17 protein-coding genes and 1 tRNA gene are annotated in these 16,981 nt (G+C 72.1%); 8 read left to right on the forward strand and 10 right to left on the reverse strand.

Going from position 1 to position 16,981, the window contains the following annotated elements; translation table 11 throughout:
- Positions 1 to 168: 168 nt before the first annotated feature.
- Positions 169 to 615, forward strand: coding sequence for an SRPBCC domain-containing protein (locus O7604_RS16990; protein ID WP_269704712.1), 447 nt, complete (start codon positions 169 to 171; stop codon positions 613 to 615).
- A 132-nt stretch (positions 616 to 747) separates the two neighbouring features.
- Here the strand turns inward: O7604_RS16990 and aceE are convergent, their stop codons facing one another.
- The gene (gene aceE / locus O7604_RS16995) at positions 748 to 3,492 is read right to left on the reverse strand and encodes a pyruvate dehydrogenase (acetyl-transferring), homodimeric type (protein ID WP_332367313.1); all 2,745 of its coding nucleotides are present in this window, start codon (positions 3,490 to 3,492) and stop codon (positions 748 to 750) included.
- A 189-nt stretch (positions 3,493 to 3,681) separates the two neighbouring features.
- Here aceE and O7604_RS17000 point away from each other — a divergent pair, with 189 nt between their 5' ends.
- From O7604_RS17000 to O7604_RS17030, 7 genes are all read left to right on the forward strand, one after another.
- Complete coding sequence (locus O7604_RS17000) at positions 3,682 to 4,086, forward strand: secondary thiamine-phosphate synthase enzyme YjbQ (RefSeq protein WP_281577090.1); 405 nt, start codon at positions 3,682 to 3,684, stop codon at positions 4,084 to 4,086.
- A 117-nt stretch (positions 4,087 to 4,203) separates the two neighbouring features.
- Positions 4,204 to 4,674 (forward strand): MarR family transcriptional regulator, encoded by a 471-nt coding sequence (locus O7604_RS17005; protein WP_269704713.1) that lies wholly within the window; start codon positions 4,204 to 4,206, stop codon positions 4,672 to 4,674.
- 51 nt (positions 4,675 to 4,725) lie between these two features.
- Positions 4,726 to 7,767, forward strand: coding sequence for a transketolase C-terminal domain-containing protein (locus O7604_RS17010; RefSeq protein WP_281577091.1), 3,042 nt, complete (start codon positions 4,726 to 4,728; stop codon positions 7,765 to 7,767).
- Between the two features lie 110 nt (positions 7,768 to 7,877).
- Positions 7,878 to 8,312, forward strand: a complete 435-nt coding sequence (locus tag O7604_RS17015; protein WP_269704715.1) for a DUF3052 domain-containing protein — start codon at positions 7,878 to 7,880, stop codon at positions 8,310 to 8,312.
- 82 nt (positions 8,313 to 8,394) lie between these two features.
- Positions 8,395 to 8,862 carry a peroxiredoxin gene (locus tag O7604_RS17020; RefSeq protein WP_128138072.1) on the forward strand — a complete coding sequence of 156 codons (468 nt, stop codon included), beginning with the start codon at positions 8,395 to 8,397 and terminating at the stop codon, positions 8,860 to 8,862.
- 83 nt (positions 8,863 to 8,945) lie between these two features.
- A tRNA-Val gene (locus O7604_RS17025) sits at positions 8,946 to 9,020 on the forward strand.
- 27 nt (positions 9,021 to 9,047) lie between these two features.
- A complete protein-coding gene (locus tag O7604_RS17030) occupies positions 9,048 to 9,317 on the forward strand; it encodes a hypothetical protein (RefSeq protein WP_269704716.1) in 270 nt (89 codons plus the stop codon).
- 9 nt (positions 9,318 to 9,326) lie between these two features.
- On the opposite strand, the gene O7604_RS17035 is transcribed toward O7604_RS17030, so the two are convergent.
- From O7604_RS17035 to O7604_RS17075, 9 genes are all read right to left on the reverse strand, one after another.
- The gene (locus tag O7604_RS17035; RefSeq protein ID WP_269704717.1) at positions 9,327 to 9,638 is read right to left on the reverse strand and encodes a hypothetical protein; all 312 of its coding nucleotides are present in this window, start codon (positions 9,636 to 9,638) and stop codon (positions 9,327 to 9,329) included.
- On the reverse strand, positions 9,635 to 10,738 hold the full coding sequence (locus tag O7604_RS17040; RefSeq protein ID WP_269704718.1) for a hypothetical protein: 1,104 nt from the start codon (positions 10,736 to 10,738) through the stop codon (positions 9,635 to 9,637). The genes O7604_RS17035 and O7604_RS17040 overlap by 4 nt, the downstream gene beginning before the upstream one ends.
- Positions 10,735 to 11,112 carry a hypothetical protein gene (locus tag O7604_RS17045; RefSeq protein WP_269704719.1) on the reverse strand — a complete coding sequence of 126 codons (378 nt, stop codon included), beginning with the start codon at positions 11,110 to 11,112 and terminating at the stop codon, positions 10,735 to 10,737. Before O7604_RS17045 ends, O7604_RS17040 begins: the two co-directional genes overlap by 4 nt.
- Before the next feature lie 103 nt (positions 11,113 to 11,215).
- The gene (locus tag O7604_RS17050) at positions 11,216 to 11,440 is read right to left on the reverse strand and encodes a hypothetical protein (RefSeq protein WP_269704720.1); all 225 of its coding nucleotides are present in this window, start codon (positions 11,438 to 11,440) and stop codon (positions 11,216 to 11,218) included.
- Positions 11,441 to 11,521: 81 nt separating this feature from the next.
- Entirely contained in the window at positions 11,522 to 11,749 is a 228-nt protein-coding gene (locus O7604_RS17055; protein ID WP_269704721.1) for a hypothetical protein, read from the reverse strand.
- Positions 11,750 to 11,785: 36 nt separating this feature from the next.
- A complete protein-coding gene (locus O7604_RS17060) occupies positions 11,786 to 11,980 on the reverse strand; it encodes a hypothetical protein (RefSeq protein WP_269704722.1) in 195 nt (64 codons plus the stop codon).
- A 163-nt stretch (positions 11,981 to 12,143) separates the two neighbouring features.
- Positions 12,144 to 13,847: an ABC-F family ATP-binding cassette domain-containing protein gene (locus O7604_RS17065; RefSeq protein ID WP_269704723.1), complete on the reverse strand. Its 1,704-nt coding sequence runs from the start codon at positions 13,845 to 13,847 to the stop codon at positions 12,144 to 12,146.
- A gap of 199 nt (positions 13,848 to 14,046) precedes the next feature.
- Positions 14,047 to 15,894: a glycoside hydrolase family 15 protein gene (locus O7604_RS17070; protein ID WP_269704724.1), complete on the reverse strand. Its 1,848-nt coding sequence runs from the start codon at positions 15,892 to 15,894 to the stop codon at positions 14,047 to 14,049.
- 75 nt (positions 15,895 to 15,969) lie between these two features.
- The gene (locus O7604_RS17075; RefSeq protein ID WP_269704725.1) at positions 15,970 to 16,926 is read right to left on the reverse strand and encodes an NAD(P)/FAD-dependent oxidoreductase; all 957 of its coding nucleotides are present in this window, start codon (positions 16,924 to 16,926) and stop codon (positions 15,970 to 15,972) included.
- Positions 16,927 to 16,981: the final 55 nt, after the last annotated feature.

The raw sequence follows: 16,981 nt of genomic DNA on the forward strand, positions 1-16,981 counted from the left end.
AAGCGTGCTCGCGACTCTAGGGCCCTGCGGACCGCCGCGCCATAGGCCGAGATGACTGGATGGCGCAAGGGGGTTCGGCGTGTCTTGGCCGAACCCGTCCGCTTAAGTCCGATTTACACATAGAGTGCCGAATATCGCGGATGTGATTTAAGTGGGGGAAAGATACTCATGATCCTCGTGGAACGAAGCGCACACGTGGCGGCGCCGGTGGATGTGGTCTGGGACGTCGTGCAGCGCGCCGAGCAGCTGCCGGCCTGGCTGGCGGGAGTCCGCGCGGCCGAGGTCCTGTCCGGGGAGGGATTCGGGCGGCGGCAGCTGGTCCAGGCCGGACGCGGCGCCGCGCACGAGGCCGAGGTGATCGCCTTCCAGGAGCCGACCCTGATCGGCTGGCGCGAACGCGCGAAGGGTGCCGGCGCCCGTGCCGAGGCGCGCACCGAGATCTACGTCCAGCTGACCCCGGACGAGGAGGAGGGCGGCACCGTCGTACGCCTGATCGTCGTGCGGTGGCCCGCCGGACCCGTCAAGGCGGCCCTGCTCCGGCTCGGCCTGCGCCGGGTCGGCGCCGACCTGGAGGACTCGCTGGCCCGGCTGACCGACCTGGCCGCCGTCGGCTGACCGAGCCCGTCCCGGCGTCGCCCGCGATGGTGACGGCCCGGCGTTCCCGCCAGGGACGCCGGGCCGTCGTCGCATCGGGGGACGAGAAGGGCCCGGCGCGCCTGGCGTCGGGCCCTTCTCGCGTGACGGGTACTAGCTGTCGCCGCCGGTCTCGCCGACCGGGGCGGCGTTGACGTCGTCCAGCGCGTACTTGCGGGCGGCGTCGGCCGGCACGTGGGCCGGCACCACGCCGCGCAGCGCGAGCTGGCGCAGCGTGGCCACCGCCACCGACTCGGCGTCCACGTGGAAGTGACGGCGCAGCGCGTGCCGGGTGTCCGACATGCCGAAGCCGTCGGTGCCGAGCGAGGTGTAGTCGCCGGGTACCCAGCGGGCGATCAGGTCCGGTACCGCGCGCATCCAGTCGCTCACCGCGACCTTCGGCCCGTCGGCGTCGGCCAGCTTCCGCGCGATGTACGGCACCCGCGGCTCCTCGCCCGGGTTGAGCAGGTTGTGCTCCTCGCACTCCACCGCGTCGCGGCGCAGCTCGGTCCAGGACGTCACCGACCACACGTCGGCGGCCACGCCCCAGTCCTCGGCGAGCAGCTGCTGGGCCTTGAGCGCCCACTGCATGCCGGTGCCGGAGGCCAGGATGTTCGCCTTCGGCGCGTCGTCGCCGACCTGGGGCGCGGGGGAGTAGCGGTGGATGCCCTTGACGATGCCCTCGACGTCCACCCCCTCCGGCTCGGCCGGCTGGAAGATCGGCTCGTTGTAGACGGTGAGGTAGTAGAAGATGTTCTCCTGCGCCTCGCCGTACATCCGGTGCAGGCCGTTCTCCACGATGTGCGCCAGCTCGAAGGCGAACGCCGCGTCGTAGGAGACCACCGCCGGGTTGGTGGCGGCGAGCAGCAGCGAGTGGCCGTCCTCGTGCTGGAGGCCCTCACCGTTGAGCGTGGTCCGTCCGGCGGTCGCGCCGAGCACGAAGCCCCGCGCCATCTGGTCCGCCGCCGCCCAGAACCCGTCGCCGGTGCGCTGGAAGCCGAACATCGAGTAGAAGATGTACAGCGGGATCATCGGCTCGCCGTGGGTGGCGTACGCCGTACCGGCGGCGGTGAACGAGGCGACCGACCCGGCCTCGTTGATGCCCTCGTGCAGGATCTGGCCGGTGGTCGACTCCTTGTAGGACAGGAACAGGTCCCGGTCCACGGCGGTGTAGCGCTGACCGTGCGGCGAATAGATCTTCTGCGTCGGGAACAGCGAGTCCATCCCGAAGGTACGGGCCTCGTCCGGGATGATCGGCACCCAGCGCTTGCCGAACTCCTTGTCCTTCATGATGTCCTTGAGCAGGCGGACGAACGCCATCGTGGTGGCGACCTTCTGCTTGCCCGAGCCGCGCTTGACGTCGGAGAACCGCTCGGTGCCCGGGATGGCCAGCGTCTTGCGCGCGGTGCTGCGCGTGGGCAGGTAGCCGCCGAGCTGCTGACGCCGGTCCTTCAGGTACGTGATCTCGTCCGACTTCTCGCCCGGGGTGTAGTACGGCGGGAGGTACGGGTTCTCCTCCAGCTGCTTGTCCGGGATGTCCAGGTAGAGGCGGTCGCGGAAGAGCTTCAGGTCCTCCAGCGTCAGCTTCTTCATCTGGTGCGTGGCGTTACGGCCCTCGAAGTGCGAGCCGAGCGTCCAGCCCTTGATCGTCTTGGCGAGGATCACCGTCGGCTGGCCGGTGTGCTCCATCGCCGCCTTGTAGGCCGCGTAGAGCTTGCGGTAGTCGTGGCCACCCCGCTTGAGGTTCCAGATCTCGTCGTCGGACAGGTGCTCGACCATCTTGCGGGTCCGCGGGTCGCGGCCGAAGAAGTGCTCCCGCACGTACGCCCCGGACTCCGCCTTGTAGGTCTGGTAGTCACCGTCGGGCGTGGTGTTCATGAGGTTGACCAGCGCGCCGTCGGTGTCCGCGGCGAGCAGCGGGTCCCACTCCCGGCCCCAGACGACCTTGATGACGTTCCAGCCGGCACCCCGGAAGAACGCCTCCAGCTCCTGCATGACCTTGCCGTTGCCGCGGACCGGTCCGTCCAGGCGCTGGAGGTTGCAGTTGATCACGAAGGTGAGGTTGTCCAGCTCCTCGCGGGCGGCCACGCCGATCGCGCCGAGCGACTCGACCTCGTCCATCTCACCGTCGCCGAGGAACGCCCAGACGTGCTGCTGGGAGGTGTCCTTGATGCCGCGGTGCTGCAGGTAGCGGTTGAACCGCGCCTGGTAGATGGCGTTCAGCGGCCCGAGGCCCATGGAGACGGTGGGGAACTCCCAGAAGTCCGGCATCAGCCGCGGGTGCGGGTACGACGGCAGCCCGCCACCGGGGTGCGACAGCTCCTGCCGGAACCCGTCGAGCTGGTTCTCGCTGAGCCGGCCCTCCAGGAACGCCCGCGCGTACATGCCGGGGGAGGCGTGACCCTGGTAGAAGATCTGGTCCCCGCCGCCGGGGTGGTTCTTGCCCCGGAAGAAGTGGTTGAAGCCCACCTCGTAGAGGGACGCCGAGCTGGCGAACGTGGAGATGTGGCCACCGACGCCGATCTCCGGGCGCTGTGCCCGGTGCACCAGCATCGCGGCGTTCCACCTGATGTACGCCCGCAGCCGCCGCTCGACGTGCTCGTCACCCGGGAACCACGGTTCGCGCTCCGGCGGGATCGTGTTGATGTAGTCGGTGGTGGTCAGGGACGGCACCCCGACCTGCCGCTCGCGGGCCCGCTCCAGCAGGCGCAGCATGACGTACCGGGCTCGCTTTGTCCCGCGCTCGTCGATGACACCGTCGAGTGACTCGACCCATTCGCTGGTTTCTTCAGGGTCGATGTCCGGAAGCTGGCTCGGCAGACCAGCGGTGATCACCGGGCGCTTGCGTTCCGTAGCCACAGGCGTTCCCTCGGTTTCGTGTGGGATAGGTCTCTAGCGCCATCCTGCCCCCTGGTGGCGCGTGTCGTCACCTCTCCCGCCCCCAGACGCGACGCTGAACACAGGTACCCATCAGTAACTTTGCGCGATCACCGGATGCGCTATCGGCGGGCGCGGCAAGGAACCGGGCGCTGCGGCAGAATGCGCCGTATGCGCAGTGAGGTGATCACCGTCCGGACCGGCTCCCGCCCGACCGTCTGGGACATCACGAGCGAGGCCGAGCGGTTCGTCTCCGGGGCCGGCGACGGGCTGCTGCACGTCTTCGTCCCGCACGCCACCGCCGGGCTGGCGATCATCGAGACCGGCGCCGGGTCCGACGACGACCTGCTGCGGGCGCTCGACGACCTGCTCCCCACCGACGACAGGTGGCGGCACCGGCACGGCTCACCCGGGCACGGCCGCGACCACGTGCTGCCGGCGTTCGTGCCGCCGTACGCGACGCTGCCGGTGCTCGGCGGGCGGCTCCAGCTCGGCACCTGGCAGTCGATCTGCCTGGTAGACACCAACGGCGACAACCCCGACCGCCAGGTCCGCTTCTCGTTCCTGGCCGGCTGACGCGCGGACGACCGGGCGGGGCTTTCCGCCGAACAGCGCTCCATGATCGGCAATCGGTTGCAGGAGGTGCCTGACCGTTCGGCTGATCGAAGATCGACTTCGTCCTAACATGAACGGATGGCGCATTCCACCGCTCCCACCGCCGGCGACCGGGCCGGCCTCGCCGGGGAGACCGTGCGCCGGATCCTGCGCATCGCCGCCGCGATGCGGCACCACCAGGACGAGGGGATCGCCGCGCTGGGGCTCACCCCGGCGGCGGCCCGCGCGCTGCACGAGCTGGACCCGGACCGCCCCCTTCCCGCACGCGACCTCGCCGAGCAACTCGGCTGCGACAGGTCCAACGTCACCGGCCTGGCCGACCGGCTCGAGCAGGCCGGACTGGTGGAACGACGGACCGACCCGGCCGACCGGCGGCAGAAGACGCTGGTGGTCACCGGACGCGGCCGGGAGGTCCGCGACCGGGTCGGGCAGGTCATGTCGGACTCCCGACTCCTCGACGGCCTGAGCACCGCCGAGCTGGCCGCGCTGCGTGAGCTGGTGTTCAAGGTCTCCGACGGCGGCTGCCCGGAGGGCTGCGGCGACGTCTGAGCCACGCCGGGCGGAACGTGTCCGACTGGGCGCGGCGGGCCCGAGTCGGTAATGCTGTCCGACGTGACCACCCCGCACGATCTCGACGACCGGCTCCGAGCCGAACTGGCCGCGCTCGGTGCGCCCGACCAGCGGCGCGACCTGGGCGAACCGCTGCCCGACGGCGGGCCGTTGACCGGTGCGCAGGCGCTCGCCCTGTTCGACGCGCAACTCACCAGCCGGCTGCTCGACCTGGCCGGGCTCTGGCTGCATGGGTTCGGTGAGGGGTACCACACGATCGAGTCGGCGGGCCACGAGGGCAACGCCGCGGTGGCCGCCGCGCTGCGGCCGACCGACCCGGCGCTGCTGCACGCCCGCTCCGGTGCGTTCTACTGCCTGCGCGCCGCCCAGGCCGCCGGCGCCTTCCCGCCCGCCCCGTCGTCGCCCTCCGGCACCCTGTCCGACGCCGCGTCGCCCCCCGCCGCCACACCCGACACCGCCCGCACCGGCGCGTCCGGCGCGCCCTCCGACGCCCGGCCCGACGAGGCGAACCCCGCATCCACCGCGCCGCACCCCATCCCGGCCTCCGGCGTGCCGCTCACTGCCACGGCCTCCGACACCTCACCCGTCGAGCCGATCCGCGCATTCAGCGCACCGCACACCGCCCCAGATTTCGACGCCGCACCCGCCGACCCGGCCCACGCCTCCAGCGCGCCGCTCGCCGTCCCGGCTTCCGGCGCCCCATCCGCCGACCCGGCCCACGCCTCCAGCGCACCGCTCACCGCCCCGATCACCGGCGCCGCACCCGCCGAGCAGGCCCGCGCCTCCACCGCGCCGCACACTGCCCCGGCCTCCGGCGCCTCGTCCGCCGAGCCTGCGTCACGCCCCGCCCCGGCCGTCGACGCCTCATCCGCCGAGGCTGCCCCGCGCACCGCCCTGGCCCAGCCGGACACCGCTCCCGGCGCGCTGGCCCAGCCCGACGCGGATAGCAACCCGTCAGCCACTCCCACCCCCCGGGACCCGGGGAGATCTTGGAGCGAAAGTGCCCCTATGGGGGCCGTTTCGTACCAAGATCTCGGGCGGGCGGGCGTGCGGGACGACGTCGCGCGCAGCGATGGCGGGGGCGGCGGGGAGGCGGGCAGGCTTCCGTCGGGAGCGGCGATCGCCGTGGACGCGGACGGGGACGCGACTGTCGTCGTACCCGATCTGCCGCAGCCCGCGCCCGACGACGCGTTCGCGGCGGCGGCGCGCGACGTGCTGCGCGGCATCGTCGCGTCCGCGGAGGAACCGGCCGCCGGCGGCCGGGCGAAGGTCTTCGGCCGCGCCGACCTGGCGGTGGTGCCGACCGCGGCGACCGCCGGTGCGCACCTGCCGCGCGCGGTCGGCCTGGGGCTGGCCCTGGAGCGGCTGCGCCGGGGCGCGCGGTCCGCGGACGGCGACGCCGAGGCGGCCGCCTGGCCCGCCGACGCCGTGGTGCTCTGCTCCTTCGACGACGGCGCTGTCGACCACGCCGCGGTCACCGCCGCGCTCAACACGACCGGCTGGTACGACCACACCGGCCTGCGCCTCCCGGTGCTGTTCGTGTGCGAGGACAGCGGTCGCGCCGCCGAGGGGTGGGTGGCCGCCACGCTGCGGTCCCGGCCCGGCATCCGGTACTTCGCGGCCGACGGCACGGACGTGGTCGCCGGCTACCGCGTCGCGGCGGAGGCGGCGGCCTGGGTACGCCGGCACCGCCGGCCGGCCGTGCTGCACCTGGGCGCGGTCCGGCTGATGGGGCCGGGTGACGGCGACGCGGCCCGCGACCCCCTGCTGGCCACCGCGCGGCTGCTGGTGACCTCCGGGTACGCCAGTGGCGAGGAACTGCTGGCCCGGTACGACGAGCGGGGCTGGCAGCTGCGCCGCGTCGCCGAGGAGGTGCTGGACGAGCCGAAGCTCGGGTCCCCGGTCGAGATCGTGCGGGAACTGGCGCCGCGCCGCCCGGTCCGGGTGTCCCGCGCGGTGGCCGAGGCGGCGGCGCGGGCGGCCGGGCCGGGCGCCGGGGCGCGGGCGGAGGCGTTCGGCGGCAAGCCGCCGGAGCTGACCGGCCCGCTGACGCTGGCACAGAGCATCACCGCCGCGCTCGCCGACGGCATGCTCGACCACCCCGGGACGGTGGTATTCGGGCACGAGGTGGCCGCCCGGGGCGGGGCGCACGGGGTGACCGACGGGCTGCGGGACCGGTTCGGGGCGGCGCGCGTGTTCGACACGCTGCCGGACGAGACCTCGATCCTCGGACTCGGGCTGGGCGCCGGACTGGCCGGGCTGCTGCCGGTGCCCGAGATCCGCCACCTTACGTCGCTGCACGGCGCCGAGGACCAGCTCCGCGGCGAGGCGGCAACCATGCGCTTCCTCTCCCAGGGCGCGTTCCGCAATCCGATGGTGGTGCGGGTGGCCGGCCTGGCGATCCCGGACGGGCTCGGCGGGTACGACCGCAACGACAACTCGCTCGGGGCGCTGCGGGACGTACCGGGGCTCGTGGTGGCCGTGCCGGCCCGGCCGGACGACGCCGCGCCGATGCTGCGTACCTGTCTCGCGGCGGCCCGGGTGGACGGCAGTGTCTGCGTCCTCGTGGAGCCGGTTGCGCTCTACCACGTCCGCGACCTGTACACCGAGGGTGACGAGGAGTGGACCGCCGAGTACGCCGAGCCGGGTGCCTGGGCGGACCGTCACGTGCCGATCGGGCGGGCCCGGGTGTACGGGATCGGCTCCGCCGAGGACCTCACCATCATCACGTTCGGTAACGGCGTGCGTATGTCGCTGCGCGCGGCGGCCACGCTGGCCGAGGAGGGCGTGGGCAGCCGGGTGGTGGACCTGCGCTGGCTGGCCCCGCTGCCGGTGGCCGACATCATCAGGGAGGCGTCGGCGACCGGCCGGGTGCTGGTGGTGGACGAGACGCGGCGGTCCGGCGGGGTGGGCGAGGGCGTGCTGTCCGCGCTCGTCGACACCGGGTACGTGGGGGCCGCACGCCGCGTTGCCGGACTTGACTCGTTTGTACCATTAGGTCCGGCTGCCCGTCAGGTTCTGGTCTCCGCGGAAGCCATCACCCAGGGTGCCCGTACGCTGCTGGCACGGTAAATTCCGTTCCACCCGGTGCGCCACTTGCGCGGCGAGCCGCAACTGTGTGGACTGGGCCCGACGGTGTCACCCGACGCCACGAGCAGGGATAGATGAGGAGGCACGCGACAGTGAGCGCGACCGCTGGCCAGGCCGACGGGGTACGCAGCCTGGCGGACCGGTTCGGTATCGAGCCGGGCATGGTCGTCATGGAGATGGGCTACGACGACGACGTCGACACCGATCTCCGGGACGCCCTGACCGACCGCTGTGGGGAACTCGTCGACGAGGACACCGACGAGGTTGTCGACGCGGTTCTGGTCTGGCACCGCGACGGCGACGGTGACCTGTTCGAGCTCCTCGTCGACGCCCTCGGGCCGCTCGCGGACAACGGCGTGGTGTGGCTCCTGACCCCCAAGGCCGGCCGGGACGGCCACGTCGAGCCGAGCGAGGTCGCGGAGAGCGCACAGACCGCAGGGCTGCAGCAGACCTCGACCGTCAACGCCGGCCGCGACTGGAGCGGCGCCCGCCTCGTCATGCGGCGCGGGTCGAAGAGCAAGAAGTAGGGCGGCGCCGCACACCCGGCGACCGCGGTCGCCGGGTGTGGCAGGCTGATCATCTCCAGACCCGATCCCCGAGGGAGCACGCATGCCCATCGAGGTTGGCGCCGAGGCGCCCGACTTCCTGCTCAAGGACCAGAACAACCAGGAGGTCCGGCTCTCCGACTTCCGCGGTCGCAAGACCGTGCTGCTGGTCTTCTACCCGCTCGCCTTCACCGGCATCTGCCAGGGCGAGCTGTGCGAGGTGCGGGACAACCTCAACGAGTACGTCAACGACGACGTCCAGGTGCTGACCGTCAGCGTCGACTCCGTGTACGCCCACAAGATCTGGGCCGACCGGGAGGGCTACCAGTTCCCGCTGCTGGCCGACTTCTGGCCGCACGGCGCGGTGGCGCAGGCGTACGGCGTCTTCAACGACGTCGCGGGCATCGCCAACCGGGGCACCTTCGTCATCGACAAGGCCGGCGTGGTCCGGTTCGCCGAGATGAACATGCCCGGTGAGGCGCGCGACCAGCAGGGCTGGCGCAAGGCGCTGGCCGAGGCCGTCGCCGCCTGAGTCCCACACCCCAGGCACGTCGTTGCGCGGGGCCGGAGGCGGACAGGTAAGCTGGCCGCTCCGGCCCGCCGTACGGGCGTTCCGGGCGCGTAGCTCAGTGGGAGAGCACTCGCCTTACAAGCGAGGGGTCGCAGGTTCGAAACCTGCCGCGCCCACCACCTTTCAGAAATCCGTAGCATGCGCCTGTGTCGGATGATCCCGTCTTCACGGCAGTGCTCGACAGCCTGCTCGACTGCCTGGCGTTCTTCGAGCTGTGCGATGACGAAACGCTTCACCCCGACACCGCCGTACGGCAGTTGGAGGACGCGGCGTCCCGCCTCAGCGGCCTGGCGCCCGCCGATCGGGCTCGCCTGGCCGCGGCCATCACCGCCAGAGCGCAGAGCTTCGAGCCGCCGTACCGTCGGTTCGTCGAGGAGGCGCCGGGAGCGTTCGGGCTTCTGGACGAAGACGACTGAGCCGAGCCGTCACGCCTGGGCGTTGCCCGGCCGGCGTTCGGCGTGCTGGTCGGCGTCGGCGTACGCGGTGGCTTCGAGCTGCCGGCGTTCTTCCGGGTCGAGTTGGCTGTAGTAGGTCCAGAAGGTGCCGAACGCGTCGCTGATCGCAGGTCCGTACGTGCTGGTGGTGGCCGCGTTCCTGAGCGTCATGTGGCCGTCGAGGACGGCGCGGGCCATCTCGCGGAGTTCGGGTTGTGGGCTGTCGGCGAGCCGGTCGAGGCTGTCGCGCAGCGCCTTCACGCGTCGGGGGTCGCCGCCGGCGATGTCGGCGATCTCGCTCATCGGGTGGCTCCGGAGGTGACGAGCGGGTGGTCGTACCCGTTGCTGCCGGGTAGCGCGGGGAGCTTGACGGATTCCAGGTCGCCGAGCCGATGGGTCAACGCGGACCGGAACGCGAGGACGGCGGCGTTGGCGTGCTGGTAGAGCTGTGTGGCCTGGCCCCACAGCCGGAGCATGTTGGCGACCTCGACGGCGGCCACGCCGTAGCCGATGACGGCGCCGACACCGGTCGCCGCGGTGACGGTGCCGGCGGCGGCGGAGATGCCGGCGATGATGGCCGCGTCGACGAGGCCCTTGATGATGCCGCCGATCGATTCGCCGATGGACCAGACCGAGTCGGCCATGATCTTGTATTCGTTGCCGATGTCGTTGAGCGGCCCGCGCAGGGCGGCGGTGGCGCCGGAGAGCTGCGTGAAGTAGCTGTGGGCGGCGTCTCCCGCCTGCCCGTTCCACATCTGGTGCAGCGTCGCGGCGCCGGTCTGGACGTTGAGGGCCAGGTCGTGCAGCGCGTTGCCGGCGTTGCTCAGCACGGGCTGCATGACGGCAAGGGCCTCCCAGTTGCCGAACAGGCGTTCCTGCATCCAGGAGATCGGGTCGAAGCCGAAGACCGCGTCGAAGCCCTTCATGGCCCACGACGTGGGGCTCACGTAGTCCATCCAGCCGAGAGCGTTCGGTGGTGAGTCCGGCTCCGGCGGCGGGGTGAGGCTGCCGGACACGTCGCGCAGGTCGACGAAGGGCGGCGGGGGACAGACGAGGGTCTTGAGTTCTTCCTCCAGCGCTGTCGGAGGCTGGCAGGGGACGGCACCCGGGAGCGTGCGGTCCATGTCGGCTGCTGACCGCAGATCCGTCTTGCGGTAGTAGGCGGCGGCAGCGGTCAACTCCGGCCCGGACGCGTCGAGCAGCGTGGTCAGCCGCTTCATCGTGTCCGCGATGACTGTGGAGGCGTGTCGATGACCGTCGGCGGCGATGGCGATGAGCTCGCCGCCGCTGGCCTCCTTGGTGTGGTTGCCGATGTAGCCCGCGATCGCGCTCGCGTCGCCGCTGGCGCGGTCCACCTGCCGGGCGTAGTTGACCAGCGCCGCGGGTTCGACGTCGAAGCTCACGGTTCGAGCACCGTGGCGAAGAGGACCAGCCCGGCCAGGCCGACCACCACGAGCGCACTCGACACGATCAGCAGCCTGACCGCCAGCCGGTGCTGGTGACGAACCGGGTAGTAGGCGGCCCCGACCAGCCCGGCGAGCACGAGGACGAGCATCGGGATCAGCCGCCGTCCGTCCGCCGCGCCGACGACCGTGGCGAACACCCCGACGAAGCCGAAGAAGATCGCCACGTTGGCGATCGCGTTCCGCAGATTGGCGTACGCGGTGACCTGCAGGTCGGCGACCGCGCCGCGGACGTCCCGCTCGGCCTGCGCCCGCTCCTCCGGAGACATCGGTTTACGCGGCTTGCGCCGGCTCTTGTTACCCCCCGCAACCATGCGGGCGACGATAGCAATCATCGCCCTGCTCAGGCTGTCCCTCCCGTCCCACCCACCGTGCCCGGACGGTCGAGAGCGGACGGTCAGCGATCTGCCGGAGAGGTCAGGAACTCCAGCCGCCCACGCCGCCGCTTCCGGTGTTGCTGCCGTCCGTGCGATTCCGGTGGTCGTCGAGCCTGCGGCGGGCCTCGGCGGATGCCCGGAGGTCACGTACCTGGCGGCCGTCCACTCGTGTCTGCCGACGACGACGTAACAGGCCGGCGGCAAGCACGGCTGCCGCGACGACGAGTACGAGAATGATCCAGCGCATGTCGACCTCCCGGGTCATGCCTGCCCCCAGTGTGCGCCGCCGGTCAAGGGTTCCAGGGTCGGCATCCGGCCACGACAGCGGTGCTGCGGGCGGAGCCGCTCAGGCGGGATGCTCGCGCAGGAACGACCGTGCCGCCGCCTTCGCGGCCGCTGTCGCCTCCTCCGTCTGGTCGAAGGACGGGCCCCAACCGGTGTAGACCTCGAGGAAGCGGTCGGCGACTGCTCGCAGCTCCGGAGCCTGGGATTCGGCCGCCTGGCAGTAGATCTCGTACGCCAGGTCCTCGGCGTCGCCCTCTCCCGCGACGATGGCCGCCGCTGCCTGGCGCATCAGGTGCAGCCGAGCGCCGCCCTCGTCCGGGACCGGCTAGCCGAGCTCGTCCATCGCCTGCCGGAACAGGTCGACGGCCTCCCGGGACTGGCCCCTGGACAGGCCGGCGAGTTCACGCAGGCTGGGCGAGTCGATGCCACGGGCCAGCGCGTGAGCGGCCGCCATCGGCAGGTCGTCGCCGAACGGTTCGTCCATGGCCAGCCGGACGGCGACGTCGCGCAGTTGCTGCATCCCGCAGACATTAGGCGGTGCCGGGAAGCGGCACCGGCCGTCGCACCGCCGTGCGGCGACCGAGGAGGAACTCGATATGACTGAGAGGCATATTTATGCCTCTCAGTCATATCGGTTCGAGGCCTCAGTCCTCCGGCAGGCGTGACTCCGTGTGACCGGACGGTCAGGCGTCGCGGGAAGGGCGCTCGCCGTCGTCTTCCGGGTCGGCGGTGAGGGGCAGCGTGGGCCAGGACGCGAGGTCGTGGAGCATCTGCCGGTCGTGGGTGGCGACGACCACCGTGGCCCTGGTCGTCAGCAGGGCTGCAGTGAGGTCGTCGACCAGCGGCGCCGACAGGTGGTTCGTGGGTTCGTCGAGGATCAGCAGGTCGGGACGTTCGGCCAGCCGCAGCGCCAGGTTCAGCCGCCGTTGCTGTCCGTGCGACATCCGGTCGACCGGGGTACGCCGGGCCTCGGCGTCGAGCAGGCTCGTCGCGCTCAGCGGCAGCGCCGTGCCGCCCCGGAGGCGCCCGGTGGAGCGCAGCCGCCCCACGTGCTGCTCGTACAGGTCGTGCGCGAGCATCCCGGGCGGCCAGTCGGGCACCTCCTGACCGAGGTACGCGACGCGTGCCCCGGACAGGTGGCGGACCTCCCCGGTCGACGGCGTGAGGTCGCCGGCCAGCACGGAGAGCAGCGTCGACTTGCCCGCGCCGTTGGGCCCGGTCACCAGCAGGCGGTCCCCGCCGTCGAGCGTGAGCGTGACCGGGGTACGCAGACGCCCGGCCACCGTGACGTCGTGGCACCGCAGGATCGGCAGTCCGGCCCGGGTGTCCAGCGGCGGCCAGCGCAGCGGCTGCGGCGGCTCCGGCACGGTGACCCGGTGCGCGTCGAGTGCCTCCTGCCGGCGTCGTAGTGCCTGGACCAGGCCGGGCGCGCGGGACTGGCGCTGGTGCTTGCCGTGGCCCTTGGCCGGACGCCAGCCGGTGCTGAGCCGATCCTGCGCCTCCCGTACCCCGTCGGCCAGCCGCTGGTGCTCGGCCTGCTGTGCCTCGTGGTCGCGTACCCAGTTCGCGAAGTCGCGACTGCGTCCGTCCTGCCAGGCGGCGTAGTCCCCGGCGTAGCGGCGCGGGCGCCCGTCCGCGCTGGGGTCGAGGTCGAGGAACTCCGTGGCCACGTCCCGCAGCAGGGCGCGGTCGTGGGTCACCAGCACCACGCCTCCGGGGTGCTCGCGCAGCCGGGCGGTGAGGAAGGCGAGGCCGGTCGTGTCGAGGTGGTTCGTCGGCTCGTCCAGCATCAGCAGGTCGACCCGGGCCCCCAGCAGGCACGCCAGCCGTACCCGGTAGCGCTGGCCGACGGACAGCGTGGCCAGCGGGCGGTCCCGGTCCGGGCAGGCGTCGAGACCGGCCAGCGCCACGTCGACGCGACGCTGCGCGTCCCAGGCGTCCAGCCGGGTGGCGGCGTCGAGCGCGGCGGCGTACGCGTCGTCCGCGCCGGCCCGGCCCTCGGCCAGCGCGTCGGCGGCGTCGTCCAGTGCCCGCAGCGCGCGTGCGGACTCCCGGATCGACCCGTGGACGAGCGTGCCCACTGTCTCGCCGTGGCGCGCCTCCAGGTTCTGCCGGGCGACGCCGATCGTGCCCAGCCGTTCCACGGTGCCCTGGTCGGGCACGAGAATGCCGGCCAGCACGTGCAGCAGGGTGGTCTTGCCGCGGCCGTTCTCGCCGACGACCGCCAGGCGGGAGCCGGCGGAGACGGTCACGTCGACGTCGGACAGGACGACCCGGCCGCCGCGTACGACACGGACGCCGTCGGCCCGGACGTGCGCCCGGTGCCCGGCGGGCAGCAGGCCGTCCGCGGCGAACGGGGATGAAGGAATGTTGTCGAGGTTGTTCACAGTCCGCTCTCGGCTCGTCGTGGAGCCGGGCAGCGCGAGGACACCGCCCGGCGGGAACGCCAGGACGGCGGAGCAGAGCTGGTACGTCAGAAGAAGCCGGTCACCCTGCCGCCGTCAGCGGAGGGACCAGGGCTTCATGACGGCGGCGTGGAACCTCATGCGGCCAACACTACCGGAGCGGAACCGGGGATCATCGGGATTATCGGCGCAGGCGGGCGTGGGCCTCGGCGTCGAGCAGGTCGTTCACCGCGAGCGCCGAGTTGATCAGGGCGAGGTGGCTGAACGCCTGCGGGTAGTTGCCGATCTGCTCACCGGTGGAGGCGATCTCCTCGGCGTAGAGGCCGAGGTGGTTGCTGAAGGTGAGCATCTTCTCCAGGGTGAGCCGGGCGTCGTCCAGCCGGCCGGAGCGGGCCAGTGCCTCCACGTACCAGAACGTGCACATGTTGAACGTGCCCTCGTGGCCGGGCAGCCCGTCGGGGGAGTGCAGCGGGTCGTACCGGTGGACCAGGCTGTCCGAAACCAGATCGCGCTCGATCGACTCCAGCGTGGACAGCCAGAGCGGGTCGGTGGGCGTGACGAACCCGACCGCCGGCATGTAGAGCAGGGCGGCGTCGAGCACGTTCTCGTCGTACGCCTGCACGAAGCTGCCGCGTTCCCGATGGAAACCGCGGGCCATGACCTGGTTGTAGATCCGGTTGCGCTGTTCGGTCCAGCAGCTCATGTCCCCGGGACGGCCGGTCCGGGTGGCCAGGCGGATGGCCCGGTCCAGCGCCACCCAGGACATCACCCGGCCGAACGTGTAGTTGCGGGGGTGGTGGCGGCTCTCCCAGATCCCGGCGTCGCGCTGGTCCCAGTTGTGGCAGAGCCAGTCGATCAGGCGCACGGTGCTCTTCCACACCTGGTGCGACACCCGGATGCCCTGCTCGTCGGCGAGGTGCATGGCGTAGAGCGCCTCGCCGTGGATGTCGAGCTGGATCTGGTCGGCCGCGCCGTTGCCGATCCGCACCGGCCGGGAGCCCCGGTACCCCTCCAGGTGGTCGAGCACCTCCTCGTGCAGGTCCGAGGAGCCGTCCACGCGGTACATGATCTTCAGCGGGTCCTGGTGGTCGCCGGCTTCGCGGATGCGCTCGTCGAGCCAGTCCATGTACCGGCTGACCTCCTCGGTGAACCCGAGGCCGAGCAGCGCGTGCACCGAGAACGAGGTGTCGCGTACCCAGGTGTAGCGGTAGTCCCAGTTGCGGGAGCCGCCGACCAGCTCGGGCAGCGCGGCGGTCGGCGCGGCGATCATCGCGCCGGTCGGCGCGTACGTCATGAGTTTGAGCGTGATGGCGGAGCGCTCGACCATCTCCCGCCAGCGGCCGGTGTAGCGGGAGCGTTCGACCCAGCGCCGCCAGTAGTCCCGGGTCCACTCGAACATGCCCTGGACCTCTTCCGGCGGGATGATCCGGGGTTCCTCACTGCCGGTCTCCAGGATCACCCCGCCGGTGTCGCCCTCGTTGAGGGTGCCGTACGCGATGAGGTCGCCGTCCTCCATGCGGATCTCGCCGGTCTGGGCCCACAGTTGCCGCACCGGGTCGATCGGGTTGAAGGTGAGCGTCTCCGACGGGCCGCGGAACAGGTAGCCGTTGCGGTGCCGCTCCAGCTTGTGGCTCTGGCGTGCGTAGTCGAACCGGGGCCGGCACTCCACCCGGAACCGCATGCTGCCGCGCACCATGTTGACCATGCGCACGATGCGGTGCGAGTCGGTGACGCGTTCGCCGGTGACCGGCATGAAGTCGATCACCTCGGCGACGCCGTCCGCGCTGATGAACCGGGTGATCAGGATCGGCGTGCCGGGCAGGTAGAGCTGCTTGGTGACGTACCGGACCTCGTGCGGGGCGATCTGGAAGAAGCCGCCCTTGTCCTTGTCCAGCAGCGCGGCGAAGATGCTCGGCGAGTCGAAGCGCGGCGCGCAGAACCAGTCGATCGTCCCGTCACAGGTCACCAGCGCCGCGGTCTGGAGGTCGCCGATCAGCCCGTGATCCTCGATCGCCGGATAGCCCCTCACGTCGCCCCCCAGGTTCCGACTGCCCTCTCCGACTCAACCTAGGGGAAGAATTGTCAGGTTAGGGACGATTCGTGGTCACCCACCCTCCCGCGCGCCCCGCCGCGCCTCGACCGCTCGGCGGGTCTCCTCCTGCACCAGATCCGCGTTGATCATCGCTGCGGTCCGGGCGCCCGCCGCCGCGGCGGACCCGACCTGCGCCGACAGGTCGGTCACGTTGCCCGCGACCCACACCCCCGGCACATCGGTACGCCCCGACTCGTCGGCCGCCAGATACTCGCCCATCCCGCTCGGGTGCGGTTGCGGGCGCAGGCCCAGCCCGGCCAGGAACCCGGCGCGCGCCACCATCCGGGGCGCGACGGTCAGCACCTCGCGGTCGACAGTGCGGCCGTCGCGCAGGCGTACCCCGGTCAGCCGGTCCCCGTCCGTCTCGACGGCCGCGACCTCGCCCTCGACCACCGGCACGCCGCGCGCGGCGAGCTGCTCGGCCTGCTCGTCGGTGAGCGGCGGCGCGGTGTGCCGCAGGTAGACCACGTCGTCGCTCCACTGCCGGAACAGCAGCGTCTGGTGCACCGACATCGGGCCGGTGCCGATGACGCCGATCGGCCGCTCGCGCACCTCCCAGCCGTGGCAGTACGGGCAGTGCACCACGTCCCGCCCCCAGCGCTCGCGCAGGCCGGGCACCTCGGGCAGCTCGTCGACCAGACCGGTGGCGACCAGCACGTGCCCGGCGCGGATCCGGCGGCCGTCGGCGAGCGCCACCTCGAACCCGGCGTCGTCGCGGGCCACCGTCTCGACCTGGCCCTCGGTCAGGTGCCCGCCGTAGCGGCGGACCTCGTCCCGGCCGCGCGCCAGCAGCTCGGCCGGCGGCACGCCGTCGTGGCCCAGCAGCGCGTGCACGCCGTCGGCGGGCGCGTTGCGGGGTTCGCCCCCGTCCACCACCAGCACCGACCGGCGGGCCCGGGCCAGCATGAGCGCGCCGTTGAGCCCGGCCGCGCCGCCGCCGATCACCAGTACCTCGTAGTTCTCGGTCATCGTGACCACCTCCGCGACCAGACTGCGTCCGGGGCCGGCAGAACCGCAAACTCTA

It is taken from the genome of Micromonospora sp. WMMA1947, assembly GCF_027497355.1.
Lineage (GTDB): Bacteria > Actinomycetota > Actinomycetes > Mycobacteriales > Micromonosporaceae > Micromonospora.